This window comes from Streptomyces subrutilus (assembly GCF_001746425.1).
GTDB lineage: Bacteria > Actinomycetota > Actinomycetes > Streptomycetales > Streptomycetaceae > Streptomyces > Streptomyces subrutilus_A.
Genome location: NZ_MEHK01000001.1, coordinates 909,044 through 934,603, shown reverse-complemented (window position 1 = coordinate 934,603; position 25,560 = coordinate 909,044). Strand labels below are relative to the sequence as shown.

24 protein-coding genes and 2 pseudogenes are annotated in these 25,560 nt (G+C 73.1%); 10 read left to right on the top strand and 16 right to left on the bottom strand.

Annotation, left to right across the window (positions count from 1 at the left end; all coding sequences use genetic code 11):
- Window positions 1-215: 215 nt before the first annotated feature.
- The 3 genes from BGK67_RS05205 to BGK67_RS05195 form a co-directional block, all read right to left on the bottom strand.
- Window positions 216-938, bottom strand: coding sequence for an anti-sigma factor (locus BGK67_RS05205; protein ID WP_069918789.1), 723 nt, complete (start codon window positions 936-938; stop codon window positions 216-218).
- Window positions 935-1,546, bottom strand: coding sequence for a sigma-70 family RNA polymerase sigma factor (locus BGK67_RS05200; protein WP_069918788.1), 612 nt, complete (start codon window positions 1,544-1,546; stop codon window positions 935-937). Before BGK67_RS05200 ends, BGK67_RS05205 begins: the two co-directional genes overlap by 4 nt.
- A gap of 146 nt (window positions 1,547-1,692) precedes the next feature.
- Window positions 1,693-2,691 carry a DUF1996 domain-containing protein gene (locus tag BGK67_RS05195; protein ID WP_069923642.1) on the bottom strand — a complete coding sequence of 333 codons (999 nt, stop codon included), beginning with the start codon at window positions 2,689-2,691 and terminating at the stop codon, window positions 1,693-1,695.
- A gap of 159 nt (window positions 2,692-2,850) precedes the next feature.
- Between BGK67_RS05195 and BGK67_RS05190 the strand changes: the two genes are divergently transcribed.
- From BGK67_RS05190 to BGK67_RS05180, 3 genes are all read left to right on the top strand, one after another.
- Complete coding sequence (locus BGK67_RS05190; protein WP_069918787.1) at window positions 2,851-3,621, top strand: DUF1838 family protein; 771 nt, start codon at window positions 2,851-2,853, stop codon at window positions 3,619-3,621.
- Between the two features lie 384 nt (window positions 3,622-4,005).
- Window positions 4,006-5,763 carry a S8 family peptidase gene (locus tag BGK67_RS05185; RefSeq protein ID WP_079154026.1) on the top strand — a complete coding sequence of 586 codons (1,758 nt, stop codon included), beginning with the start codon at window positions 4,006-4,008 and terminating at the stop codon, window positions 5,761-5,763.
- Window positions 5,764-5,987: 224 nt separating this feature from the next.
- The gene (locus BGK67_RS05180; protein WP_244291152.1) at window positions 5,988-8,765 is read left to right on the top strand and encodes an AAA family ATPase; all 2,778 of its coding nucleotides are present in this window, start codon (window positions 5,988-5,990) and stop codon (window positions 8,763-8,765) included.
- A 47-nt stretch (window positions 8,766-8,812) separates the two neighbouring features.
- Here BGK67_RS05180 and BGK67_RS05175 read toward each other — a convergent pair whose 3' ends face one another.
- From BGK67_RS05175 to BGK67_RS05165, 3 genes are all read right to left on the bottom strand, one after another.
- Window positions 8,813-9,739 carry a glycoside hydrolase family 19 protein gene (locus tag BGK67_RS05175; protein WP_069918786.1) on the bottom strand — a complete coding sequence of 309 codons (927 nt, stop codon included), beginning with the start codon at window positions 9,737-9,739 and terminating at the stop codon, window positions 8,813-8,815.
- Window positions 9,740-9,885: 146 nt separating this feature from the next.
- Window positions 9,886-10,296, bottom strand: a complete 411-nt coding sequence (locus BGK67_RS05170; protein WP_069918785.1) for a rodlin — start codon at window positions 10,294-10,296, stop codon at window positions 9,886-9,888.
- A gap of 171 nt (window positions 10,297-10,467) precedes the next feature.
- Entirely contained in the window at window positions 10,468-10,659 is a 192-nt protein-coding gene (locus BGK67_RS05165) for a DUF5302 domain-containing protein (protein ID WP_069918784.1), read from the bottom strand.
- Window positions 10,660-10,901: 242 nt separating this feature from the next.
- Between BGK67_RS05165 and BGK67_RS05160 the strand changes: the two genes are divergently transcribed.
- Both BGK67_RS05160 and BGK67_RS05155 read left to right on the top strand, forming a co-directional pair.
- Window positions 10,902-12,263 carry an FAD-dependent oxidoreductase gene (locus tag BGK67_RS05160; RefSeq protein WP_069918783.1) on the top strand — a complete coding sequence of 454 codons (1,362 nt, stop codon included), beginning with the start codon at window positions 10,902-10,904 and terminating at the stop codon, window positions 12,261-12,263.
- Window positions 12,264-12,411: 148 nt separating this feature from the next.
- A pseudogene (locus BGK67_RS05155) lies at window positions 12,412-12,639 on the top strand (NADP oxidoreductase); the annotation flags it as partial.
- Window positions 12,640-12,672: 33 nt separating this feature from the next.
- On the opposite strand, the gene BGK67_RS05150 reads toward BGK67_RS05155, so the two are convergent.
- From BGK67_RS05150 to BGK67_RS05140, 3 genes are all read right to left on the bottom strand, one after another.
- Entirely contained in the window at window positions 12,673-12,879 is a 207-nt protein-coding gene (locus tag BGK67_RS05150; protein WP_069918782.1) for a cold-shock protein, read from the bottom strand.
- Between the two features lie 99 nt (window positions 12,880-12,978).
- Complete coding sequence (locus tag BGK67_RS05145; protein ID WP_069918781.1) at window positions 12,979-13,488, bottom strand: mycothiol transferase; 510 nt, start codon at window positions 13,486-13,488, stop codon at window positions 12,979-12,981.
- Between the two features lie 51 nt (window positions 13,489-13,539).
- Window positions 13,540-15,066, bottom strand: coding sequence for an MFS transporter (locus BGK67_RS05140; RefSeq protein ID WP_069918780.1), 1,527 nt, complete (start codon window positions 15,064-15,066; stop codon window positions 13,540-13,542).
- 145 nt (window positions 15,067-15,211) lie between these two features.
- On the opposite strand from BGK67_RS05140, the gene BGK67_RS05135 reads away from it, so the two are divergent.
- Genes BGK67_RS05135 through BGK67_RS05125 form a run of 3 tightly spaced genes read left to right on the top strand, consistent with a single transcriptional unit; the run spans window position 15,212 to window position 16,625 of the window.
- Window positions 15,212-15,664 carry a MarR family winged helix-turn-helix transcriptional regulator gene (locus BGK67_RS05135; protein ID WP_069918779.1) on the top strand — a complete coding sequence of 151 codons (453 nt, stop codon included), beginning with the start codon at window positions 15,212-15,214 and terminating at the stop codon, window positions 15,662-15,664.
- Between the two features lie 14 nt (window positions 15,665-15,678).
- Window positions 15,679-16,050 (top strand): DUF4180 domain-containing protein, encoded by a 372-nt coding sequence (locus BGK67_RS05130; RefSeq protein ID WP_069918778.1) that lies wholly within the window; start codon window positions 15,679-15,681, stop codon window positions 16,048-16,050.
- Window positions 16,047-16,625 carry a HutD/Ves family protein gene (locus BGK67_RS05125; protein WP_069918777.1) on the top strand — a complete coding sequence of 193 codons (579 nt, stop codon included), beginning with the start codon at window positions 16,047-16,049 and terminating at the stop codon, window positions 16,623-16,625. The genes BGK67_RS05130 and BGK67_RS05125 overlap by 4 nt, the downstream gene beginning before the upstream one ends.
- A gap of 89 nt (window positions 16,626-16,714) precedes the next feature.
- Here BGK67_RS05125 and BGK67_RS05120 read toward each other — a convergent pair whose 3' ends face one another.
- Window positions 16,715-18,568, bottom strand: coding sequence for a glyoxal oxidase (locus BGK67_RS05120; protein WP_069918776.1), 1,854 nt, complete (start codon window positions 18,566-18,568; stop codon window positions 16,715-16,717).
- A gap of 203 nt (window positions 18,569-18,771) precedes the next feature.
- On the opposite strand from BGK67_RS05120, the gene BGK67_RS05115 reads away from it, so the two are divergent.
- Entirely contained in the window at window positions 18,772-19,440 is a 669-nt protein-coding gene (locus tag BGK67_RS05115) for a DUF4360 domain-containing protein (RefSeq protein ID WP_107488772.1), read from the top strand.
- A gap of 92 nt (window positions 19,441-19,532) precedes the next feature.
- Here BGK67_RS05115 and BGK67_RS05110 read toward each other — a convergent pair whose 3' ends face one another.
- The 5 genes and pseudogenes from BGK67_RS05110 to BGK67_RS05095 form a co-directional block, all read right to left on the bottom strand.
- Window positions 19,533-20,591, bottom strand: a complete 1,059-nt coding sequence (locus tag BGK67_RS05110) for a LacI family DNA-binding transcriptional regulator (RefSeq protein ID WP_069918775.1) — start codon at window positions 20,589-20,591, stop codon at window positions 19,533-19,535.
- Between the two features lie 97 nt (window positions 20,592-20,688).
- Window positions 20,689-20,913, bottom strand: coding sequence for a beta-1,3-glucanase family protein (locus tag BGK67_RS05105; protein ID WP_069918774.1), 225 nt, complete (start codon window positions 20,911-20,913; stop codon window positions 20,689-20,691).
- A 154-nt stretch (window positions 20,914-21,067) separates the two neighbouring features.
- A pseudogene (locus BGK67_RS41165) lies at window positions 21,068-21,202 on the bottom strand (glycoside hydrolase family 16 protein); the annotation flags it as partial.
- Window positions 21,203-21,253: 51 nt separating this feature from the next.
- On the bottom strand, window positions 21,254-22,699 hold the full coding sequence (locus tag BGK67_RS05100) for a glycoside hydrolase family 16 protein (protein ID WP_069918773.1): 1,446 nt from the start codon (window positions 22,697-22,699) through the stop codon (window positions 21,254-21,256).
- Between the two features lie 261 nt (window positions 22,700-22,960).
- Window positions 22,961-23,194, bottom strand: a complete 234-nt coding sequence (locus tag BGK67_RS05095) for a hypothetical protein (protein WP_069918772.1) — start codon at window positions 23,192-23,194, stop codon at window positions 22,961-22,963.
- 293 nt (window positions 23,195-23,487) lie between these two features.
- Between BGK67_RS05095 and BGK67_RS05090 the strand changes: the two genes are divergently transcribed.
- Window positions 23,488-23,715, top strand: coding sequence for an acyl-CoA carboxylase subunit epsilon (locus BGK67_RS05090; RefSeq protein WP_069918771.1), 228 nt, complete (start codon window positions 23,488-23,490; stop codon window positions 23,713-23,715).
- Window positions 23,716-23,765: 50 nt separating this feature from the next.
- On the opposite strand, the gene BGK67_RS05085 is transcribed toward BGK67_RS05090, so the two are convergent.
- A complete protein-coding gene (locus BGK67_RS05085) occupies window positions 23,766-25,400 on the bottom strand; it encodes an FAD-dependent oxidoreductase (protein WP_069918770.1) in 1,635 nt (544 codons plus the stop codon).
- Window positions 25,401-25,560: the final 160 nt, after the last annotated feature.

Sequence of the window (25,560 nt, the reverse complement as noted above, 5' to 3'; positions counted from 1 at the left end):
CTTCCCCATATTCCCCGGACGTCCGCCGATGCGTCCGGCGAGTGGTGACGTCACAGGATGTCATGGACCGCAATGTGATGATCAGTCCGGTGTGCGGGTGATGCCGGGCTCCCGCCGGGCCGCCTTCGGGGAACCCGGAGGGGGCAGGCGAGAGCCCGGGAGCAGGACGTGCTCCCGGGCTCCGGCGGTTCCCGCCCGGCTGCCGCAGCGGCCGGCTACACCGGTACGGACACGAAGGTCCTGCCCGCCTCGTTCTCCACCAGGACCGCCTTCACGTTCGCCGGATCCACCGCCGCCGAGCCGTCCAGCGAGGCGCCCTTGCCCTCGCCGCTCTGCCGGCCGGCCACCCAGCCGCCCGCGGTGGTGCGCGTACCGTCCTTGGCGACCACGACCAGCCGGCACCGCTCACCCGGCGGCACCCCGGTGACCGCGGCGTGCACCCGGACCCACTGGGTGGCGGGCGTCATCTGCACGGTCATCCGCGCGCCCGTGCCCGGGTCCGTCGCGGAGGCCACCTTGGTCCCGGGCACGGGCGGCGAGGGGGCCGTCGACGCCGTCGGGGAGGGCTGGGGCAGGGCGACCGCCCCCGGATCGGAGCCGCCCAGCTGCGCACCGGCCCAGAACACGGCGGCCAGGGAGGCCGCCGCGGCCAGCCCCGCGAGCCCGGCCCGCCGGCGCCGCTCGCCGGCCCGTTCCCCGCGCATCTGCCGCAGGGTCCGCTGGAGCATCAGGTCCCCGCCCTGCGGCGGCCCGTCGAGGAACGCCTCCTCGGGCACCTCGCCCAGCGCCGCCTCCATCTCGCGCAACGCGGCCACCTCCTCCCGGCACTGCACGCACCCGCTCACGTGGGCCTCGACCCGGCGGAATTCCGTGTCGTCCAGGACGCCGAGCACGTACGGGCCGAGCTGTTCTTCCTCCTCGTGCCGCTGCCGGTTCATGCCACCACCTCACGCAGTCCGGCGGGCTGCTGGGGCGGCCTGCCGGATCGTTTGCCTTGTCTGGAAGCGCCGTCCCCGGCGCTGTTGTCCCGGAAGACGTCGCGCAGGGCCTTGAGCGCGTAGTGCGAGCGCGATTTGACCGTACCGGCCGGGATGCCGAGGCTGTCGGCCGCCTCCGCCACGCTGAGCTGGCGGTAGTACAGCTCCCTCAGCACGTCCCGGTGCTCCGGCGACAACTGGTCGAGCGCCCCCAGCACCGTCATCGCGTCCACGACGGAATCGGCGTGGTCGCCCTCCACCGGGGGACTGGCCGCGACCCCGGACACCTCGGGCGGCCGGGCGGCCTTGGCCCGGTACCGGTCCGTGATGATGTTGCGGGTCACCGTGAGCAGCCAGCCGCGCACCGAGCCCTTTCCGTTCACCAGGACCTCGGAGTGCCGCCAGGCCCGGATCAGCGTCTCCTGGACGATGTCCTCGGCGGCGGCCCGGTCCCCGGTCAGCCGGGTGGCGTACGCGAGCAGGGCGTGGCCGTGCTCCTCGTAGACCGACCTGATCAGTGCCTCATCGGTCGAGCCCCGCCGAGTGCGGGGCCACAGTGGTCCGGCCATCTCACCCTCTCCGTATTCCTCGCTTGCGTGGTGCCGTCCGAACACGCCGCCCGCGCCCCCGCGGTTCACGTGACGTGCGTCACTTCCGGATCGCGCGACGGTCCCCCTCCGCGCCCCCCGCGGGCCGCGGAGCCGGCGCGCGGTGCTCACATCCGGCAGTCGCGGCCCTCGTTGAGGCAGTCCACGACCGCCGCCATCTGCCGGTCGGTCATCGCGTTCACGAACATGCCGTGGTCCGTCTTCGGGCTGTGCCGCTGCTCGGGGAAGGAGTCCAGAGCGAGGGGGGCGCCCGCGGGGACCTCGTAGGAGAGGGAGACGCGCAGCTGGGGAACGGGGAAGGTGCCCCGCGGGCAGACGCCGCCCGCGGCGGGGAACTTCAGGTGGGAGCGGTGGCCCTCGCCGATGGTGTCCAGGCCGTTCCAGCAGCTCGGGAAGACCAGCGTGCGCGTGACGAGGTCGCCCGCGGGGCAGCGCGGATAGCGGGTGGCGGGCCGGTCCGGGGTGCTCGAACAGCCCCAGCGGGCCCGGACGTCGGCGTCGCCCGCCGCGGTGTACGCGACGGCGTCCCCGGTCATCCCGCGCAGGAAGCGCGGCATCGCCACGACCTTGCTCACCGGGCTGCCGCGGAACTCCACCCGGACCGAGGCCTCCGGCAGGATCCGCCCGGCGTTGCCGTGCCCCGCCGCGTGTTCGTGCGGGCGGGTGCCCGGGAGGTCCGGCCTCCGCAGCACGGGCCAGTAGTACGTCGACCGGTCGCCGCCGCGGCAGCTGGTCGCGGCCGCGTCGAGGGAGGCGTTGCTCGACATCGCGTCCGTGGACAGGTTCCCTACGTACGCGTGCGTGTGGTGGGCGCCCGACGGCAGGCCGGGCGAGACCACGAGGTTGTCCTCGTTGTGGTGGCCCTCTTCGTTGCGCCCGCATTCCACCACCACCGTGCCGGGCGAACCATCGGCTCCCGGGGCGGAGACGGGCCCCGTTTCCCGTGGAACATCGCCTATGTCCACGTAGTCGGAGGGGGCCGGGCCGGAGCCCGCCGCCCCCGGGTGGGGACCGGCCGCTCGCGAGGCTCCGAGGACGGCGGCGGGCAGCCCGCCGCCCAGGACCAGGCAGATGGCGAGAGCGAGCAGTCGGCGTTCTTTCCCCATGGCGGTCACGGTCGCCCGTGGCGCCACCCGAGTCAACCCGGCATCCGGAGGGCGAACGGCGCCGCGGCCGCACCCCCGCCCGCCCGCCCGATCCGCGCGGCGGGGCCTGCTTGCCGGGCCGGGCGCCGACCGCGCAGAGTACGGCGTATGACACCCGAGATGACGCCCGCCGAGCTGCTGCACGCCTTCGCCCGCACCCGCGCCTCGCTCGACGGCGCCGAGGTGACCTACTGGTGGTCGGGCGACGTCTACACCTGGGGGCCCGGCGAGCCGCACCGGCGCCTCTTCGGCTTCGAGGGGCTGAACGTCGCCCGGCTCACCGGGGACGAGGAGACCGGCGGCTACCGCCTGCTGTCCAGGGAGGCCGCCTTCTACCTGGACCCGCTGACCCGGGAGATCCTGGACACCTGGCAGGACCGGCCCGTGGTGCACGTCTGGAACGATCCGGCCAACCAGAGACTGCGGCCCTACCCGGTCCCCGTGACCGAACTCGGGGACCAGGTCTGCTTCAGCCTGGAGATCCCGCTGGCCTATCCCTCGCCGCTGCCCGTCGCGCAGTACCCGGCCCACTCGGCCGACGACACCTACCGGGCGCTGGAGCTCTTCCAGTTCTTCGCGCCCGCCGCCGCGCTGACCACCGACGCGCCCAGTGTCCCCGCCACGATGTCCTGGACCCGGATGTCCCCGTGGCTGCCCTGGATGGAACAGGGGCAGCGCCCCGGCGGCCTCACCTTCCACTGCCGCGGCCGCAAGCTCGGCTCCTACGCGGAGGTCCCCGAGCGCACCCGCGCCTACATCTCCGCCCACCACCCCGAATTCGCCCGTTCCCCGGACAAATGGACCGAGCCGAACGAGACCAGCTGGACGTACTTCCGCAAGCTCTTCCCGCCGCGCGGGGCCGCGGACGAGACGGGCGCACCCGCTTCCTGAGGACCCCCTCCCTGCCGGTGCGCGGGGACCGGCAGGGGGCGGACAAGGGTTTTCCCCGTATCGCGTTCACCCCCGCGTTGCCTACTGTCTGCCCATCGGCGATCTTCCCCTGACCCGACGGCCGACACGCCAACCCCACATGGCATGATGCCGTCCCATCAGGGGGAATCTTCGGTACCGACGTTGCCCTGCCCCACCGTCGAGGCGGGGGCAACGTGGCGTGCGGCGGCGGCCGGGAGCGGGTTCGACCAGCCCGCTCCCGGCCCCGCGGCCGCCGGCCACCTCCCACACTGCACCGACCGGCCGCTCCGGCCTGCCCGGAATCGGCCCGCGAAAGGGACCTTCGTGCACGCATCGAGACGCAGGCTCATATCCGTGGTGGCGATGTCCGTCACCCTGCTCGCCGGCTCCGCCACCGCCTCCGTGGCCGTCGCCGCCGACGTCCCGGCCTCGTCGGCCGCCGCGGCCGCCACCACCACCGCCCCGGTCGAGAACCTCATCGTCGGATACAAGACCTCCGCCTCCGAGGCCAGTTCCAACACGGCCGCCGCCGACGACGCCACGGCCAAGGGCAAGAAGGCCGGCAAGAAGGCGAAGTTCGACCGCCGCCTCGGCACCGGAGCCGCCCTCGTCAGCCTCGGCTCGGCCACCGCTCCCGCCGACGCCGCCAAGGTGATGGCCCAGTTCCGCGCCGACCCGGACGTCGCCTACGTCGAGGTCGACGCCCGCGCCTACGCGATGGCCACCCCGAACGACACCGAGTACACCAAGCAGTGGGACCTCTTCGAGCCCACCGCCGGCATGAACGTTCCCGCGGCGTGGGACAAGACCACCGGCTCCGGCGTCACCGTCGCCGTGATCGACACCGGCTACGTCGCCCACTCCGACCTCGCCGCGAACGTGGTCGCCGGCTACGACTTCATCAGCAACGCCTCCTACGCCCGTGACGGCGGCGGCCGCGACGGCAACCCCGCCGACGAGGGCGACTGGAACGCCACCGACAACGAGTGCGGACTGGGCTCCAAGGCCGGCGGCTCCTCCTGGCACGGCACCCACGTGGCGGGCACCATCGCCGCGGCCACCAACAACGGCAAGGGCATCGCGGGCATCGCCTACGGCGCGAAGATCCAGCCCGTGCGCGTGCTCGGCAAGTGCGGCGGCACGACCTCCGACATCGCCGACGCGATCACCTGGGCCTCGGGCGGCACCGTCTCGGGCATCCCGGCCAACGCCACGCCCGCCAAGGTCATCAACATGAGCCTCGGCGGCTCGGGCGCCTGCAGCGCCACCTACCAGAACGCCATCAACGGCGCCGTCAGCCGCGGTACCACCGTCGTCGTGGCCGCCGGCAACAGCAACTCCGACGCGGCCGGCTTCACACCCGCCAGCTGCAACAACGTGATCAACGTGGCCGCCAGCAACCGCACCGGCGACCGCTCCTTCTACTCCAACTACGGCGCGAGCATCGACGTCGCCGCCCCCGGCGGTGAGACCCGCCGCGGCACCGACACCCCCGGCACCGTCACCACCCCCGAGAACGGCATCCTCTCGACGCTGAACGCCGGCACCACCACCCCCGGCGCCGAGAACTACAAGCCCTACCAGGGCACCAGCATGGCCGCCCCGCACGTCGCGGGCCTCGCCGCGCTCGCCAAGGCCGCCAAGCCCTCGCTGACCCCGGCCCAGATCGAGGCGGCGATCAAGAACAACACCCGCCCGCTCGCCGGCGTCTGCACCGGCGGCTGCGGCACCGGCCTCGCCGACGCGGCCGCGACCATCAACGCCGTGACCACCACCACGCCCACCGGCCTGGAGAACGGCGCGGACTACACCATCGGTGACAACACCACCGTGGAGAGCCCGATCACCGTCACCGGCAAGACCGGCAACGCCCCGGCCACCCTCAAGGTGGCCGTGAACATCGCGCACACCTACATCGGTGACCTCAAGGTCGACCTGATCGCCCCCGACGGCACCGCGTACAACCTGCACAACCGGACCGGCGCGGGCACGGACAACATCAACCAGACCTACACCGTCAACGCCTCCGCCGAGGTCGCGAACGGCACCTGGAAGCTTCGCGTCAACGACAACGCCGGCGGCGACACCGGCAAGATCGACTACTGGAGCCTGACCTTCTGACCGGCTTCCGGCCCGGCCGCCAACTCGGCCTGACGGGCCGATAGTACGGACCAAGCCCACTCCGCGGACCCGTCGGTACACACGTACCGGCGGGTCCGACGGCTTTTCCCGTCACCTGGCTGATTTCTGCGTCACAATCCGTGTCCACCCGGCATCCGACCTCGTATTGTCGCGTCTCACAGGAATGGCACAGGAGCTGGGGACCGAGAGGCTGGTGGCTGTGCGTGGTGGCGGCGACGGGGAACGCTGACACAAGCGTCGGACAGGACGAACTGGTCGAAGCGGTCGGCCGTGCGCTGACCTCGCACGGCCGGGCCCTGCTCACCGGCCCCGCGGGCGCGGGCAAGACCGAGGTGGTCCGCGCCGTCGCCGCGGCCGCCGAGTCCCGCCGCGAGACGGTGCTGCGCCTGGCTCCCGAGGCCGCCGACCAAGGCATACCCGAGGCCTCGGCCGCGGCCCTGCTGGCCACCGTGCCGGGTGCCGCGCTCGAACGGCTCTCCGGCCCCCAGCGCACCGCCATCGCCCTCCTGTGCCGGGAGGCGGACGCCCCCCGTGCCGGCCGCGACCACGTCGCGCTGCGCCTCGCCCTCCTCGAGGTCCTGCGCACGCTCGCCGCCCGCCACCCCGTCCTGCTCGTCCTGGACAACGCCCAGTGGCTCGACGCCGAGAGCACCGACCTGCTGCGCTTCGCCCTGCGGCTGACCCCGCCCCGCGTCCGCGTCCTGGTCGCCGAATGCGTCCAGGGCGGCGCCCCGGTCGGCGAATCCCTCTGCGGCACCGGCACCCCCGAGATCCGGGTACCCCCGCTGGGCGCCGACGAGATCGCCGAGCTCCTCGTCCGCCACGGCCTGCCCGCCCGCCTCGCCGGCCGCATCCACCAGGCCAGCGGCGGCAACCCCCGCCTCGCCCTCGCCCTCGGCCACTCCCTCGCCGAAGCCGCCGTGGCCCGCGACGGCAGCGCCCACCACGCCGACACCCTGCCCGTCTCCGGGCAGGCCCGCGAAGTGGCCCGCAGACTGCTCGCCGAAGCGCCGGCCCAGGCCCGCCGCACCCTGCTGCTCGCCGCGCTGGCCGCCCGCCCCACCACCGCCCTGCTGCGCCGGGCCGGCCGACCCGACGCCGAGGCGGAGTTGGCCCAAGCGGAACGGGCCGCCCTGGTCCGGGTGGGGGAGGACGGCGGCGTGGAGTTCACCGCCGGCGCCCTGCCCACCGCGCTCGCCGCCGACGCGGGCTGGCCCGAGCGGTCCGCCGGGCACGCCGCGCTCGCCGAGGCCGTCGACGACCCCGTCCAGGCCGTACGCCACCGCGCGCTGGCCGTGGACACCCCCGACCAGCGGCTCGCCGCCGAGATCACCGAGGCAGCCGCGGTCTGCCGCCGCCGCGGCCAGCGGGCCCTCGCCGCCGAACTAGGCCTGCTCGCCGCCGAACGCACGCCCTCCCACCTGGCCGGCGAGGAACTCGCCCGCCTCGTCAACGCCGCCGAGGACGCCGGCTGGGCCGGCCGCGCCGACCTCGCGCGCCGCGCCACCCGCGCGGTCCTGGCCCGCGACGCCTCGCCCGCCAGCCGCGTCCGGGCCCGGCTGGCCGTCATCGACGCCGCCGGGCAGGCCCTGGGCGCCCTCGACGAGACCTTCGCGTACGCCATGGCCGACGCCGCCGGGGACCCCTCCCTCGAGGCCGCCGTCCAGCTGCGGATCGCCTGGAAGCACAACCTCAGCGACGGCGACCCCGTCCGCTCCCGCGACGCCGCGGCCCGGGCCGGAGCCCTCGCCGCACTCGGCGGCGACCAGGTCGCCGAGGCCATGGCCCTGACCGTACGGGCCCGCATGGGCCGCATCCTCGGGGACCCCGGAGCCGAGGCGATCCTCGCCGAGGCCCTCGCCCTGCCCGCACCCGAGGTGCCGCTCGGCATGCGCAACGCCCCCCAGTACCTCGCCGTACGGCACGCCCTGTTCGACGACCGGCTGGACGACGCCCGCAAGCAGCTGATGGTCCTGCTGCCCGCGGTCCAGCGCACCGGCTCCGCCGAGGACGTCTTCGAGGTGCTCCGCAGCCTCACGGAGGTCGAGCTGCGCAGCGGCCGGTGCACGGCCGCCTCCGCCCGCGCCCGCCAGGCCCTGGAGCTGACGATCGAGGCGGGCCTCTCGCCCGGCCCCGCCTGGTACGTCGCCGCGATGGCCGAGGCCGCCGGCGGCAGCTTCGCCCGCGCCGCCGGATATGCCCGGCGCGGCATCCAGGCCTCGCACGAGGAGCACGACCAGGTCTTCCTCTCCCGCAGCCTGCACGCGCTCGGGCTGGTCGAGCTGGCCACGGGAGAGGCGGCGAAGGCCGTCGCCACCCTGCGCCGGGTCGCGGAACTCGAGGCCGCCCAGAAGGTGGTGGACCCCTCGATCCTGCGCTGGCACGGGGAGCTGGCCGAGGCGCTGGTCGCCGCCGACGCGACCGACGAGGCCGCCCGGCTGCTCGACTCCGTGCGCCCCGTCGCGCGCGGCCTCGGCCGCACCGGAGTGGTCGCCGCCCTCGACCGGGCCCGCGGCCTGTGCCTGTCCGCGCAGGGCGATGCGGACGCGGCCGTACAGCTCCTGGAGGCGACGGCGCAGCGGTTCGACGCCCTCCGGCTGCCGTTGGAGCGGGGCCGCACGCTGCTCGCGCTCGCCCGGGTGGAACGCCGCCGCCGGCGGCGCGCACCCGCACGGGTCGCGCTCCTGGCCGCGGCCGAGGTGTTCGAGCGGGCCGGCGCCACTCCGTGGTCCGAGCTCGCGCGGGAGCCCGCCGCGGAGGGGGGCCGCACGGAGACGGCGGCCGCCGCCCTGACCGAGGCCGAGACCCGGCTCGCGCTGCTGGTCAGCCAGGGGGCCAGCAACCAGGAGGCCGCGGCGAAGCTGTTCCTCAGCGTCAAGACGGTGGAGGCCCGGCTGACCCGCATCTACCAGAAGCTCGACGTGCGATCGAGGGCCCAGCTCGCCACCGCCCTGGCCCACGCACTGCGCGCCTCGCGCTGAACCGCGGGGCGCGGGGCGCGCGGGTGCGGGGCCGGGACGGCTCTCGGTCAGCAGCCCAGGTTGTTGCCCGGGGTCACGCCGAGCAGCTGGGTGAAGCTCTGGTACTTCGAGATCCGGCTCTGGACCTGGGCGGGGTTGCCGCCGTTGCACTCCAGGGAGCCGTTGATGGAGCGGATGGTCTCGCCGAAGCCCGCGCCGTTCACCATGGCCGCGTGGGCGGTCATCGTGCCCGGGCCGTTCTGGGTGTTCCAGTACCAGAGAGCCGTCTTCATGGCGATCGCCGGGTCCCGCTCGACGAGGTACGGATCGGCGAGGAGGTTGATGCCGAGCGCGTCGCCGGCCGCCTTGTAGTTGAAGTTCCAGCTCAGCTGGATGGGACCGCGCCCGTAGTAGGCGGCCTGGCCGGCCGGGCAGCCGTAGGGTCGGCTCGCGTCGCAGTAGTGGGGGTAGTTGGCCTGGTTCTGCTCGACGATGTGGACCAGTCCGCCGGTCTCGTGCGAGACGTTCGCGAGGAAGGCGGCCGCTTCCCGCCGCTTGACCGTGTCGTCGCCGGTCTGCGCGAAACCGGGGTACGCGGTAAGGGCCGCGACCAGGCCGTTGTAGGTGTAGAAGGGGTTCCGGTTCGGGAACATCTGGTTGAACTGGGCCTCTGAGACCACGAATCCGGACGGGTTGCCGGGATCCGGGTCCGGTTCCTGGCCCCCGCCGCCGCAGGCGCCCTGGTCGGCCCACACGCCCCATTGGCCGGTGGTCCCGGGCGTCTCGCCCTGGGTCCACCATTTCGCCTGCCAGTTGCGCCCGTTGTACGAGGCGCTCATGCCGCCCGTGTACACGGCGGACGAGGCCCAGGCGCCGGCGCACGGGGCCGCCGCGGCGGCGGGGGAGGAGGGGAGGAGGAGGCCGAGGCCGAGGCCCGCCGTGGCGGTCGCGGCGGCGGCCAGGAGGAGGGCACGGCGGCGAAGCGCACGTATCACGTAACTGCTCCTTCAGTGGGGGGAGTTGCCGTGGGGCGGCAACAGTGCCCACTGAAGTGGAATGGTCTGAACCTGTCAAGGTCTAGACCAAACGAAAAGCGCCGGCGTGGCATGCCGCGCCGGCGCGCGCCCGGAGGACCGGAAGGTCAGCTGCCGGCGGAGAGGTTGCCGGAGAGGACCGGGATGTTGCTGAGGATGTGCGAGAGCGACTCGTCGCCCTTGGCCTGGGTGGAGTTCTCGGCGCACTGCTGGTTCATCGGGTTGGACAGGACGTTGATGTCCTGGACGCCGACGTTGACCAGGGCGAGGATCGACTGGGCGTTGACCTTGGCCGGCAGGCCGATGCAGAGCTTGTTGGCGGTGCCCTGGACCAGGCTCGCCTGCGGGCTCATTGCGCCCCGGGTCTCCTGGTTGCCGTAGACCTGCGCGGCGCCGTTGCCGTTGACGGTGTTGACGCCGTCGTCGTTGCCGATCGCCATCGCCGGGGTGGCTACGGCAGCGCCCGCGCCCAGTACGGAGGCGGTGACCGCGGCGGTGGCCATGAACTTCTTGAACATGTGGGGAATCCTTCTGTCGCACTGTCGCATGAATAGCCGCCCTCGGCGGGACGAGCTGATCAACTGCTTTCGGTGCGGGTGGTTATCCCCACTCACCCGGGTGGCCCAATGCGGGGAGGTGGCCCGGTCCCGCCGCCGCGGCGGCGAGACTGAGCTCCTCGTGTCCGAGGGTCAGCCGGTCTTGCGGCGGACCTTCTTGTTCTTGCCGCCGGGGCCGCTGCTGGCGCCCTGTACCTTCGCGCGGGACTGGTGCGCCTGCTGCGACTGGGCGTTCGCGGCGTTGCGCTCCAGCGCCTCCCGGAACTTGCGCTTGGCCTCGTCGGCCGGAGATTCGTCCTGCGGGGTCTCTGCTTCGTCTGCCATGTGTCCTCCTGGGGTGATCAAGCCGTTTCAGTCTGTCAGCTGGCGTGCCTGCTGACCAGCGCGTTCCGCGGAAGCCGTGGGCGGGTGCACGACCAGCACCCCAAGGATCGCTTGGAGGGGTCATAAGTTCCGCTGATGGGGTCATAAGGCGATACCGGGTGCTGGGTTAGGATTGCCTTAGTTTAGGGTTCCCTTTGATCACGTGTGATCCACCGTGTCGCCGTTCGAAGGGAACCTCTGTCATGCCTCGACCTCTGCGGGTAGCAATCGTCGGTGCCGGCCCCGCCGGGATCTACGCCGCCGACGCGCTGCTGAAGTCCGAGGCCGCGGCGGAGCCCGGTGTGTCCATAGACCTGTTCGAGCGGATGCCCGCGCCCTTCGGCCTGATCCGCTACGGAGTGGCTCCCGACCACCCGCGGATCAAGGGCATCATCACCGCCCTGCACCAGGTGCTCGACAAGCCGCAGGTCCGCCTCTTCGGGAACGTCGACTACCCGAACGACATCAGCCTCGACGAGCTGCACTCCTTCTACGACGCCGTGATCTTCTCCACCGGCGCCACGGCCGACCGCGCCCTCACCATCCCGGGCGTCGACCTGGAGGGTTCCTACGGCGCCGCCGACTTCGTCTCCTGGTACGACGGCCACCCCGACGTCCCGCGCACCTGGCCGCTGGAGGCCGAGAAGGTCGCCGTGCTCGGTGTCGGCAACGTGGCCCTCGACGTCGCGCGGATCCTCGCCAAGACGGCCGACGAACTGCTGACGACCGAGATCCCCCCGAACGTCTACGAGGGCCTCAAGGCCAACAAGGCCCTCGAGGTGCACGTCTTCGGCCGCCGCGGTCCGGCCCAGGCCAAGTTCAGCCCCATGGAGCTGCGCGAGCTGGACCACTCGCCCACCATCGAGGTCATCGTCAACCCCGAGGACATCGACTACGACGAGGGCTCGATCGCGACCCGCCGCGCCAACAAGCAGGCCGACATGGTCGCCAAGACCCTGGAGAACTGGGCCATTCGCGACATCGGCGACCGGCCGCACAAGCTGTTCCTGCACTTCTTCGAGTCGCCGGCCGAGGTGCTCGGCGAGGACGGCAAGGTGGTCGGCCTGCGCACCGAGCGCACCGAGCTCGACGGCACCGGCAACGTCAAGGGCACCGGCCGGTTCACGGACTGGGACGTCCAGTCCGTCTACCGGGCCGTCGGCTACCTCTCCGACGAACTGCCCAAGCTCCCCTGGGACGTCGCGTCGGGCACGGTCCCGGACGAGGGCGGCCGCGTGATGGAGGCCGGCAGCCCCCTGCCGTCCACGTACGTGACCGGGTGGATCCGGCGCGGTCCGGTCGGCCTGATCGGCCACACCAAGGGCGACGCCAACGAAACCGTCGCCAACCTGCTGGCCGACCACGCCGAAGGCCGCCTGCTCACCCCGCCCGCGCCCGCGCCCGAGGCCGTCGAGGCCTTCCTCGCCGAGCGCGCCGTCCGCTACACGACGTGGGAGGGCTGGCACCGGCTGGACGCCGCGGAGAAGGCGCTCGGCGAGCCCCAGGGCCGCGAGCGCGTGAAGATCGTCGAGCGCGACGAGATGCTCGAGGCCAGCGGAGCCTAGTACCGGGCCGGGCCCCCCGGGCCTGGTGAGCCGTCACCGCGAACGGCGTGAGAGGGCCGGGCCCCGCCGGGGGCCGGCCCTCTCCGCGCGGGCGGCGGCCGGTCACCCCGGAAGCGGCCGGAACGCGGAACGCGCCCGTGCCGTCACCCCACCGGGGATGGCACTGCCCGTCGCGGGCGACGACCAGGCGGCGAAGAAGACCGTCCGCGCCCTCATCGAGCAGCTGGGCTTCGACACCGTGGACGCGGGCGGCATCGACGACTCGTGGCGCCGGCAGCCGGACAGGCCCGTCTACGGGCTCCGCGAGGGAGTCGAGGGGGTCACCAAGGCGCTGGCCGAGGCCTCGCCGGAGCGCCAGGCGGCCTTCCGGGGGTGACGGCCTGAGGGGGAGCCTGCCGGAAGGGGGGCGTCAGGGCCGGACGTGCCGGGCCGACATGCGGCCCTGCCCCAGTTCGATGGTGAAGGTGACCTGCTGCTCTTCGGAGAGGACCTGCGGATCGTGCTCTATGTCCTCCCGCTCGACGAAGACGGGTTCCGTCTCGCCGAGGGGGAGGATGAAGCCGTAGCCCCGGTCGCGGTTGTACGACTGGACGAACCCTTTGACGCGCGGTTCCATCGTGCACCTCCCGTGCCACGAGGCTGCCGCACCGGCCGGGATACCGCCTTCCGGGCGATTCCGATCGGGTGAACCCCCAGGTCCCGGCTCCGGCTCCGGCTAGCGCCGCTCCAGGAGGCCCCGTACGAAGGCGGCCTGGCCGGCGTGCTGCAGATCGTCGGCCAGCACGCTGACCAGGCGCACGCCCAGGGTGACGGGCGGGTCCCAGCGCTCGTCGACCACCCGGTCGAGGTCCGCGGCGGCCAGCCCCCGGACGAAGCGCAGGCTCTGCTCGTGGACCGCGTCGAAGTAGCCGAGCAGCAGCTCGCCGGAGTCGGCCTGGACCGAACCGGCCTGCCGGGCGGTGTGCCCGTACCCGGTCGACCCGGTGGGCAGGGACAGGGCGAACCGGGCCACCCAGCCCCCGCCCTGCCAGACCTGTTCGAGGCCCGCGGCCTGCGCCACGTGGTCGTCCTGGATCCGGGTGAGGTGCCAGACGAGCCAGGTGATCGAGTTCGCCGCCGGGTCGACGCGGGCGTTGAGCTGCTCCGTCGGAAGCCCCTCGACGACCTCGTGCACGATCTCCCGGATGCGTCCGAACCCGTCGGCGATGACGTCCGTAGCCTTCATGCACCCACCATGCAAGGAGCCCCGGCCCGCTCGGGGCCAGCGACACGCCCCTCAGACGGCGGCGTCGGCCGTGTCGGTGCGCACGGCCTTGTCCGTGGGCCGGCCCGAGTGGTCCGCGGCCGCCGGCTCGGCCGCGGCCACGGTGGTGTGCCCGCCGCGCAGGCCGAACCGGCTGATCACGGCGACCAGCGCGAAGGCGGCGGCGCCGATGCCGAAGGTGAGGGTGAAGCCCGACTCGGCGGGCAGCGGGGGGACGCCCGGCGGCAGGTGGTCGAGGGTCCGGGACGCCAGGATCGTGGTCACGACGGCGCTGCCGATCGCGCTGCCGGTGGAACGGGAGATCGAGTTGATGCCGTTGGCGATGCCGCTCTGGTGGTGCGGGACGCTGGCCATGATGACGGCCGGCATGGCCGCGTAGCCGAAGCTGACGGCCGCACCGACGACCAGGCCGGCGCCGATCACCGAGGCGCTGTGCCGGTGGTCCAGGGCGAGCCAGGCGAAGCCGACGGCACCGAGCACCGCGGCGAGGCCCAGGGCCGCACGCGGCCCGCGGCGGCTGACGAGCCGGCCGCCGAGGGGTGAGGCGAGCAGCGAGATGATGGCGCCGGGCAGCAGGAACTGCACGGAGGCGCGCAGGATCGAGGCGTCGAAACCGTAGCCGGTGAGGGCCTCGGGCATCTGGACGAGGTAGGAGACGCCCAGGAAGTTCGCGAACATGCCGAAGCCGACGAGGATGCCGGCCAGGTTGGCCATGAGCACCGGGCGGTGGACGAACATCCGCATGTCGACGAGCGGCTCGTCGACCTTGCGCTCGACCAGGACCCACACGGCGGTCATGACGGCCGCGCCCGCGAAGCCGCCCAGTGTGCGGGGGGAGGCCCAGCCCCACTCGTGCCCCTGGGAGATCGGGAGCAGGAGCAGCAGCAGGGCGGTGCCGAGGGTCAGGGCGCCCAGGAAGTCGGTGCGGCCGCCGGTCTTGTGGCGGGGCGCCGGGACCAGGAGGGCCACGGCGAGCAGCGCGAGGACGGCGAAGCCGGTCGCCATCCAGAACGCGTCGCGGTAGTCGGCGTCGGAGCCGGAGGTCAGCAGGCCGGTGGCGACGAGCGCCAGACCGCTGCCGAACGCGAGCGTGCCGCTGACCAGGGCCATCGCGCCGGGCAGCTTCTGCGGGCGGACCTCCTCGCGCAGGACGGAGAGGGCCAGCGGGAAGATCGCGGTGGCTGCGCCCTGGAGCACCCGGCCCAGGATCAGCAGCGGCAGCGAGGTCGCCAGTGCGGCGATCACGGAGCCGGCGACCATCACGCCGAGCACGGCCACCAGGGTCGGCTTCTTGCCGTGCTGGTCGCCGAAGCGGCCCAGCAGCGGGGTGAAGACGGCCGCGGACAGCAGGGTGGCGGTGGTCACCCAGCTCACGCCGGCCGTCGAGGTGCCGAGGTCGGTGCGGATCAGGCCGAGGATCGGGACCGGCAGGGTCTGCATCATCGACACGACCATGGCGGCGAGGCTCAGGGCGAAGACGATGACCGTCTCGTTCCGTCGCCGGGGGGCCGTCGCGGCGGCGTGGGAGGGGGTGCTCATGGCTGACAGGACCTTCTTCGGGCTTCAGAGCTTTAGGACGCAGATGTTTGATGTCATCAAGTAACTCGGTCGACCGTAGACGCGGATAGTTAAGGTGGTCAAGTAAACAATTGATAATGTCAACCATTCTGGGTAGGCTCGAGCCATGTCCGGTAAGAGCGGCACCGCCCCGCACGCAGCCCCCGCCAAGCTCCAGCTGCTGGAGCTGCTCGCCGCCATCGGTACGGCCCAGTGGCGCGACTTCGCGGCGGCCGCCGCCCGTCACGGCCTCACGTCCACGCAGGCCAGGGTCCTCGCGCAGCTCGACGGCCCGGTCCCGATGCGCGGCCTCGCCAAGCTGCTGGTCTGCGACGCCTCGAACGTGACCGGCATCGTCGACCGCCTGGAGGCCCGCGAGCTGGTGCGGCGCGAGCCGGACCCCTCCGACCGCCGCGTCAAGAACGTCGTGGCCACGGACGCGGGCCGGGAGGTCATCCGCCGCGTCCGGGAGGAGATGCAGGCCACCCGCGGCGCGCTCGACACCCTCGACGAGGCCGAAAGCGCCACGCTCCACGCGCTGTTGGAGCGCCTGCGCCCCACCATGGAGAAGGACGCCTGAAGTAGCCTCGACCCATGAACACCCTGCAGACGATCAACGACGTGTCCGTGCTGATGTGCGATGCCGAGGGCGAGGTCATCGCCGGCGAACGCGAGGCCCTGGACTGCATCGGCGATGCCGGCTACCAGGGTGCCCGGTGGGCCGTCATCCCCGTCGAGCGGTTCGACGAGGCCTTCTTCCGGCTGAGCACCCGCGTCGCCGGCGCGATCATCCAGAAGTTCGTCCAGTACCGGGTCGGGATCGTCGTCCTGGGGGACATCTCCCGCCACACGCAGGCCAGTCCGGCGCTGCGCGACTTCGTCCGCGAGTGCAACCGCGGTACGCAGACGTGGTTCGTGTCCGACACCGAGGAGCTGCGGGAGCGGCTGGCCGGGCCGGCGGCGTGAGCGGGGCCCGCGGGCCGCTCGTCGTGCGGGCGGCCGGCCGTACCGCCACCGCCTGGAAGAACGGCGGGGGAGTCACCCGCGAGATCGCCGCCCGGCCCGAGGGCGCCGGTACCGGGGACTTCGCCTGGCGGGTGAGCCTCGCCGAGGTCGCCGCCGACGGACCGTTCTCCGCCTTCCCCGGCGTGGACCGCACGCTCACCCTCGCCGAGGGCGCGGGCATGGACCTCACCGTGGCGGGCGCGCACCGCCTCGTGGACGAGCGGTTCGCGCCGCAGGACTTCGCCGGGGACGAGCCGACGCACTGCCGGCTCCTCGACGGTCCGGTGGTCAACCTCAACGTGATGTACCGCAGGGACGGTGCCCGGGTGGACACCGCCGTCGTACGGGGCCGCCTCACCGTCGACGTCCCGGCGGGACAGACCCTCCTGATCGTCGCCCTGTCGGGCCCGGTGCACCTCGAACCGCCCGAAGGCCCGGCGCTCACCCTGGCCCGCCACGACGCGGCCCTGGCCGAGGGCCCCTTCACCGGCCGCGTACGGACTTCCGGCCCCGCGGCCCTCGTCCGCTTCGGATAGGCCGTCTCTTCCGGATCTTGGCTGACCCGCGCCGCGAAAGAGACGGCCCAGGCAGGGCGAAGACCGAGTCGCCGCCCGGGACGTGAGGCTCAGCGCACGCCCAGCTTCACCCACTTCGCCGTGCTGGGGACGCCCTTCGCGTCGAGCAGGAACAGCATGTAGTACCCGGGCGGCGCGTCGGCGGCCGTCGGCGGGGTCCGCAGCCCGATCGCGGTGCCCCGTACGCCGGTGATCCGGAGCTCCAAGTGGCGCTGGCTGGTGTTCACCGAGTGGGTGACGGTGCTCGGCGCCAGCAGCACGGCCCGCGCCACGTCCTTCGGCGTCGCACTGGAGACCTCGAAGGACGTGTCGTGGCCGAGCTCGCCCGCCGGCACCCGGTCGAGGGCCGGCCGGGGTCCCCGGTGCAGGTAGGCGGGTTCGTACAGCTCGATGCTGCCGTCCATCCCGTCCTCCATGTCGGGGTCGTTGGCGATCTGCTGGAGCTCGTCCCCGGTGACCATCATCCGCCCGTCGGGCATGATCAGGGCGTTGGAGTGGTAGCCGCGGGGCAGCCGCTGGGCCGGACCGAGCCGCCAGCGGCCGCGCGCGTCGCGCAACTCGATCTGCCGGTACTTCAGGTCGGCCTTCGGATTGAACGGCCCGTTGCCGTAATCCCGGGTGTCGAGCGCTCCGTTGACCGTCAGCAGCGAGCCATCCGGCAGGATCACGGTGTTGTCCTGCGTGCGCCCGAAAGCGCGCGGCTCCTCGACGGTCCACCGGCCGCCGGACAGCCGGTAGGTGAGCGGGTCGCGCGGGTCGCCGCCGAGCACCAGGACGGAGTCCGGCCCCCGGAACCCCGCCGGGAGCGGCACGGCGGAGCCGTACCCGCGGAAGTCGGCCGGCCGCCGGGGCAGGTCGGTGCGCACCTCCTTGACCGGGTCGAACAGCCACTGCTGGTCGGCGTCCCGGCCCAGCCCGTAGATCATCCCGTCCCGCAGGGAGAAGAGGTGCGGGTAGTCGTTGCGGAAGGGCGCGTCCGACCGCAGCCGCTGCGAGGCGAAGTCCACCGGGATGTCGAAGCTGCGCCAGGGCACCGGGTGGCGCAGCGCGGGGAAGCGCTCGGCCACCGGGGTGGGGGTGCCCGTACCGCGCTCGGACTGGCCGGACATGATGATCTGGCGGCCGTCCGCCCCGGTGACGACCGAGGGGTACCAGCGGCCCGCGGACATGTCCCGGTTGCGGTACCAGTTCTCGGTCCACGGGTCGAACACGAAGGACAGCTTGGCGCCGCTGCCGCCCTTGCCCCCGACGTTGCCGCCGAAGACGCCGACCATCCCGTTGGGGAGGTAGGCGTGCCCGGCGCAGAAGAAGGGTGCGGGGCGCGGGGCGTAGCTGCCGTCGGGCATCAGGACCACGGGCGGCGCCACCTTTTTGAAGGCCCGCGGACCGGTCCCCCTGGCCGGATCCCAGAGGTAGGCGCGGCCCGCGTTGGTCCGGCCGACCGTGTTCGTGGGCCCGGTCTCCTTGGTGGGGTCCTCCTCGGTGCGCTCGAAGGAGAAGAGCAGCACCTTGCCCGTCGGCAGCTGGGCCACGTGCACGCCGAAATCGGGGGAGGGGAAGAACTCCGTGAACCGGCCGAACCGGGCCGCGTCGAAGCGGGCGTTGGTCTTGGCCTGGGAGTCCCGCAGCGCGGTCAGGCTCGCCGTGCGCTTCGTCTGCGGATAGCCCTTGCTGCCCTTGGCGGCCTGGCGCAGGCGGGCGTGCGCCCGGGCGTGGTCCTCACCGATCACGGAGGCCTCGGCCGCCTCCGCTGCTGCTGCCGCTTCCGGAGCCGCCTGCGAAGCCGCGGCCGTCCCCGCCCGCTCGGCGGGCCCGGGCCGCGGGGCCGGGGACATCGCCGTGAGGGCCAGGGCGGAGGCGATCACCCAGGCGGACACGGCGGCGGAGCGGTGCGCGCGGAACATGGGGCTCCTCGGGATCTCTGGTTGATTCGCCAGATGTTAGGAGGAACCGGTCTGAACCAGGGCAATGTGACGCGATGCGGAGCCGTTCGGCCCATCGATGCCGCCTGAAGAATCGTTTCCCCGGTGAACCGCTGCGGCCATGGAGGTGAGACCGCGTACCCAGGGGCCATCGGCGACCGCTGCGCACGGCTATCCATGTCGACGTGATCAAGTCGCTTCGTACCGGATTCACCGCAGCCGTCGTGACCGCAGCTCTCGTCACGCTCAGCCCTTCGGCCGGGGCCTCCCCCTCGGCCGGGGCCTCTCCCTCGGCACCTTCCGACCGGGTGACCGTGGACGTCGCAAGCGTCAACGGATCGGGCTGCCGTCCAGGCAGCGCCGCCGTCGCCGTGGCGCCGGACAACTCGGCGTTCACCGTCACCTACAGCGAGTACCTGGCCCAGGCCGGCGGCGGGGCCCCCGCCGTCGAGGGCCGCAAGAACTGCCTCCTGTCCCTCGTCGTCCACGTCCCGCAGGGCTTCACGTACGCCGTGGCCCAGGTGGACTACCGCGGCTTCGGCAGCCTCCAGCCGGGAGCCGTCGGCACGCAGAAGGCGAGCTACTACTTCCAGGGCATGAGCCAGACCGCCCAGCGCACCCACAAGTTCAACGGTGCGCTCGACGACAACTGGCAGGCCACCGACACCACGGGCATCGAGGCGCTGGTCTTCGCGCCCTGCGGCGAACAGCGCAACTTCAACATCAACACCGAGCTGCGCGCCGAGGTCGGAACCTCCGACCCGTCGAAGACCAGTTTCATGGCCCTCGACTCGACGGACGGCAGCATCAACAGCGTGTACCACTTCACCTGGAAGCAGTGCCCGGGACGCTGACGGGCAACGCGCCGGATGCCGGGACCGCCTGAGGGCGGTCCCGGCATCCGGCGTTCCGCGTCACGGACGCGGGCCTCGGGCCGACCCGGGCCTCAGGCCGACACGCGCCGGACCAGCTCGGTGGAGGTGATCACCGGGCCGGGCGCGGGCCGGCCGCCCCGGCCCCCGCTCCCCAGCGTCTCCAGGAGCAGTCCGGCCATCATGTGCCCCATCCCCTCGATGTCCTGGCGCACGGTGGTCAGCGGCGGATCGGCGGTCTCCGCCACCAGCTCGGCGTCGTCGAAGCCGACGACCGCCACGTCATCGGGCACCGTGCGGCCGCGCTCGCGCAGCACCCGCAGTGCGCCCGTCGCCATCAGGTCGTTGGCCGCGAACACCGCGTCGATCCCGGGCCGCCGGTCCAGCAGTTCGGCCATCGCCCGGGCGCCGCCCGCCACCGTGAAGTCCCCCTCGGCGACCAGCTCGGGATCGGCCTGCGGCAGTACGTCCCGGTAGCCGCTCAGCCGGTCCGCGGCCGATGTCTGGTCGAGCGGGCCGGCGATGTGCGCGATCCGCTCCCGGCCCCGGGTGAGCAGGTACCGTACGGCCTCGCGCGCTCCCGCGCGGTTGTCGGCGTCCACGTACGCCACCTCGCCGTCGGGTTCGCCGGGTTCCCCGGGCCCGGAAGTCCAGCCGGGCCGGCCGCCGTAGACCGTGGGCATGCCGATGCGCCGGACGATCGCGGGCAGCGGATCGTCCGTGTGCAGCGAGAAGGCGAGCGCGCCGTCGACGTGGCCGCCCGCCAGATAGCGCTCGATCCGGTCGTAGTCGCCCCGGTCCTCCACCAGTAGCAGCACCAACTGCGTGTCGTTCGCGGTCAGTTCCCTGCTGATGCCGCGCACCTGCCGGGAGAAGAAGGGGTCGGAGAATATCCGGATCTCCGGCTCCGGGATGATCACCGCCACCGCGCCGGTCCGCCGGGTGACCAGGGTCCGGGCCGCGGGATTGGGCACGTACCCCAGGTCCCGGATGGCCACTTGCACCTTCTCCACCAGGTGCGCGCGGACCCCGTCGCCGCCGTTGACGACGCGGGACGCGGTGGCCCGGGACACCCCGGCGCGCGCCGCGACCGCCTCCAGGGTGGGGCGGTCCACGGGTCGCTGGTCCGGCACGGGCGCTCCTCCTGGGTGTCCTCGGGCGCTGGCGTCGCCCCGTGCAGCAGGGTAACCCGTACCGCCGGTAGGCCCGGGGTCCGCCCGGCGGTACTCCTCACCAGCCGATGCCCAGCGTCAGGCCGGTCGGCGGCGCGGAGTTGCCGAGGATCTGTACGGAGGACTGGTCGTTGATGTCGTCGTAGGGGAAGCCGTACGCCCGCCCGCCGAGGCCCACGGTGTGGAAGAACCCGGCGTAGTCGTTCTTCGCCGGCCCGGAGTGGTACGCCGCCGGTCGGTACCAGGCGGTGGTGTCGAGGGCGACGCCGTGGCCCGGCGTCACCTGGCCGAGGAGCGTGATGTGGATCTGTGAATCGGCGTACGCACCAAGGGTGTTGGTCTGGAAGGTGACCGGGAAGCCGCCGCCCCCGCCGCCGCCCCCGGTCCCGCCGACGGTGTGGGTGAAGCGGGGGGTGCCGCGGAGCGGGCCGCCCTTTCTCGTACGTGAACCAGTACGGGAGGGCGGAGCGGGGGGCGAGGCCGGTGACGGTCCGCTCCCAGGTGCCGCCGTTGTCCGTCATCGGGAGGTTCTGTTGGCCGAGGCCGCCGCCCGGCAGGTGGTGGACGTCCACCAGCGCCGTGCGATGGGGGTGTTCATGAGCGCTCTCCTCGGTCCGGGCCGGTCAGTGGCCGAAGTCGAACCAGTTGAGGTTCACGAAGTCGGCGCTCTGGCCGCTGGTGAAAGTCAGGTACACGTCGTGGGTGCCCGTGATCGCGGTGATGTTCGCCGGCACCGTGCGCCAGCTCTGCCAGCCGCCGGTGTTCGCCACGGAGAAGCTGCCCACCGGCGCCGCGGTGGGGCTGTCGAGCCGTACCTCGACGAGGCCGCTGACCCCGCCCGCGGCGCCGGAGGCGACACGTCCGCGGAACTGCCGTGCGGCTGCCGGGCCGAAGTCGACGCCCTTGTAGACGGCCCAGTCGCCGTTGGCGAGGGTGGTGAGGTCCTGGCCGCCGCCGGTGTCCGTGGTGGTCTCCTTCGCCACACCTGCCTGGGAGTCGTAGGACTCGGCCTGGATCGGGGCGTACGCGTCGCGGTTGCCGGCCGGCGGTGTGGTGGGGGGAGTCGTCGGCGGTGTGGTCGGGGGAGTCGTGGGGGGCGTGGTGGGCGGGGCGGTGCCGCCGGCCCGGCGCAGGACCGACACGTAGTCCACGACCATGGGGTGGCCGGGCTCGGTCGCCGCGTCGGGGCCGCCGCCGAAGGCCGCCGGGAACTCGCCGCCCATCGCGACGTTCAGGATGATGAAGTAGCCGTGGTTCGTGGCGTTGGTCCAGGTGGCGGCGTCCACCTGGTCGGCCCGCACCGTGTGGAAGTTGATCCCGTCGACGTAGAACCGCACCTGCTCGACCGCGGTCGAGCGGTCCCATTCCGCGGCGTAGGTGTGGAAGCCGCCCTGGCAGCTGGTGCCGGGGCAGACGCGCTGCCCGCCGATGCCGGACTTCTCGTTGCAGGGGCCGCCCGGGCTGGTGCCGCAGTGCATGGTCGCCCAGACCTGGTTGATGCCCTGCACGTTCTCCAGGATGTCGATCTCGCCGACGCCGGGCCAGTTCCACCAGTTGCCGCGGTACGGAGCCCCGAGCATCCAGAACGCCGGCCAATAGCCCTTGGCCGCGGGGCCGGTGACGTTCGGCATCTGGATGCGGGCCTCGGCGCGCAGGGTGCCGCCCGCCGGGGGCTGGAAGTCCGAACGCCGGGTCTCCACCCGCCCGGAGGTCCAGTTGCCGGCCGCGTCCCGCCGCGGGGTGATGCGCAGGTTGCCCGCCCCGTCGAGGGAGACGTTGGCGGGGTCCGCGGTCATCGTCTCGATCTCGCCGGTGCCGAACCGCTCGGGCCCGCCGGGGTAGCTCGTACCGGTGGTGTACTGCCAGTCGGCGGTGTTCAGACCGGACCCGGCGGGGCCGTCGAAGTCGTCCAGGAACACCTGGGACCAGCCGGCCGGGGTGGGGGGAGCCGTGGCGCCGGCGGGCAGGACGACCGCCACCGAGGCGGCCGCGGCCACCGCGATCGTGCTGAGCGCGGCTAAGACGGCCCGCCGGACGGCCGGCCGTTTCGTGTGGGATGTCTGACGCATGGGTGCCCTCTCTGAGCGCCGTGAGGCGCGGTCGGGGGGAAGCCGGGAGAAGTGCCGGGCCGGCGCGATGTGCCGGGAGCCTGTTTTGAGAGCGCTCTCAAGCTGCGCCGCTCGACACTGTGCTCCCCCTCCGGACGGGGCGTCAAGACTTCGAACCGGGAAAGGGCTCTGGGCCCGCTGGAGTTCAGACGTCGAACGCGGTCGGCGCGGCCGGCGGGCCGCGCCGACGGGATACACCCGTACGGCCCCATCCCGGGCGGCTCAGCCGGGCGGCCCGAGGACCTCGCGCGCGCCGGGCAGGTCATGGACGGCCGCGGCCGTCCCGGTCAGCGGCAGCAGCCCGGAGAGCGGGCACTGCACCGGCATCTCGTGGTCGACCTCCCACTCGCCGACGGCCGAGCCGCGGCTCCTGCGGCCGCCGCCGGCGTCGGTGGTGCAGACGGCGTACAGCCGGCCGGCGCAGCCCCGGCAGAGCAGGGCGTCGTGGCCGGTCACGGCCGGCCCGCCGGCGCCGCGGCGGGCACGGGCCGGCCCGGGCGGCCCCGGCCGCCCAACGTGCCGGGTGCGCCGCGCGCTTGTAGCGTCGGTCGCGTCAGGAGTCCTGGTGACCCGACAGGAACCCCCCGGCCGGTGCGCCACCGCGCGAGACGCGCGGTGCGCGGACGATACGGATCACGCCCGAGAGGCGCGCCGAGCCGCCCTAGCGCATCCCGCGCCGGTGCCGGGACGGCCCGTCCGACAGGCCGTCGCGGGGCGTGCGCACAGCACCCGTACGAGAGGCCGTGCCGATGCCGAACGACGTTCCGATATCGAGCCTGCTGCGTGTCGAGCGGGGCCAGGCCGGCCCCGAGGAACTGGCGGCCATCGCCGTCGTGGTCGCCTGCTACGCGGGCCGCACCGCCCTGGACCGCGTAGCGGCGCGGTGCGCCGGACCGGAGACCGGTCACAGATCCGGCCGGCGGCGCGCCACCCGCTCGGACGCCGGCTGCTGGGCTGGCTGCTGGGCCTGCCGCTGAACCCCGTCCGCCGGCCGGGCACAGGGCCGGCGGACAGGGGAGCGAGGCGGTCACCTCCGCCGCAGCACCGTCGTGAGGACCTCGAGCAGCGCCGCCGCGGGATCCGCGACGGCCCCCTCCGAGCGCCATGCCACGAACCCGTCGGGGCGTACGAGCACCGCGCCGTCCGACGTCATCCCGTGCGCCTCCGCCCAGTCGGCGCCGGTCTCCTGGAGCAGGTCGGCGTCCGGCCCCGAGCCGATGGTGTAGGCGTCCAGCCGGACGGCCGAAAGCTCCCCGGCCACCCGTTCGGCCGCATCCCGCCACGGCGTCCCGGCGCCGCTGAGCAGGACGAACGAGCGCTCGTACAGGTCCAGGGAGGAGATCCGCTCGCCGGCCCTCAGCAGCCACATGTGCGGGGCCCGGGTGCCGGTGTCACCCATCAGGCGCAACGCCTCGGGGATGACCGGTCGTCCCGGATCGCCGCCGACGACCGCGCCGCTCGGGTAGCAGTACCCCATCGCCGTGGGCAGGATCCCGCTGCCCGGCCCGCCGCCCATGGTGGGCGGGGGCGCGTACCCCGGGTGGCTGTGCTCCGCCGAACGGGCCGACGCGCGCTCGCTGGTGGCCCTGGCCACCGGTAGCCGCTCGGCCTCGTAGCTGTCCAGCAGGCCGATGCCCGCCGAGCCGTCGAGCACCGCGGCGATCTTCCAGGCCAGGTTGTGCGCGTCCTGGATACCGGTGTTGGAGCCGAAGGCCCCGGTCGGGGACATCTCGTGGGCCGCGTCCCCGGCCAGGAACACCCTGCCGACCGAGTACCGCGTCGCCACCCGTTCGGCGGCGTGCCAGGGAGCCTTGCCGCCGATCTCCACGTCCAGGTCGGGCACGCCGATGGCGTTGCGGATCTGCTCCACGCACCGCTGGTCGGTGAAGTCCTCGAGGGTCTCGCCCCGGTCCGGGTGCCAGGGCGCGTGAAAGACCCACTGCGCGGCGTTGTCCACGGGCAGCAGCGCCCCGTCCGCACCCGGCCGCATCAGGTAGCAGACGATGAAGCGCAGGTCGCCCAGCACCTCGATGAGCCGCTCCGAGCGGAAGGTGACGCTGACGTTGTGGAACAGCTCGCCGTTACCCGTCTGGGGGATGCCCAGCTGCTCCCGTACGGGGCTGCGCGGGCCGTCGGCGGCGATCACGAAATCGGCCCGCACGGTGGTGTGCTCACCGGTCTCGCGGTTCTTGACCAGGGCGGTCACCCCCGTCTCGTCCTGGTCGAAGCTCATCAGCTCGGTGGAGAACCGGATGTCGGCCCCCTGCGCGCGGCTCTGCGCGGCCAGCACCGGCTCGATGTTGTTCTGGCTGCACAGGCACCAGCCGGTCGGGCTGAACTTGCGCAGGGCCCCTGCCGGGTCGACCGACTTGATCAGCCAGTTGTGGTCGCCGCCGGTCAGTGACCGGGCTTGCAGAATGCCCTGGATCCCCTCCAGCGCGGACGCCGCCCGGCGGATCGCGCGCTCCGCCCCTGCGGTGCGGAAGAGCTCCATCGTCCGGGCGTTGATGCCGCGGCCGCGCGGGTGCGGGGAGGTACCGGCGTGCTTCTCGACCAGAAGGTGCCTCACTCCGTGGCGGCTCAGGAAAAGCGAGGTGGACAGGCCCACGAGGGAGCCGCCCACGACGAGGACCGGTACGCGAACATCGGCGTTGTCTTCCATCAGCTGCGGGCTCCTGATTTCTGTGTGGGGGAGTGGACTCTTTATGCCCCCGATCGTCGATTAGGCCCGGTTGATTCGCCGGTTGTCACCCGCTTGATCCGGACATGTAGCGGTACGTCCCCACTCGGATGACGATGAGCGACAGCGGCTCCCCCTGAGA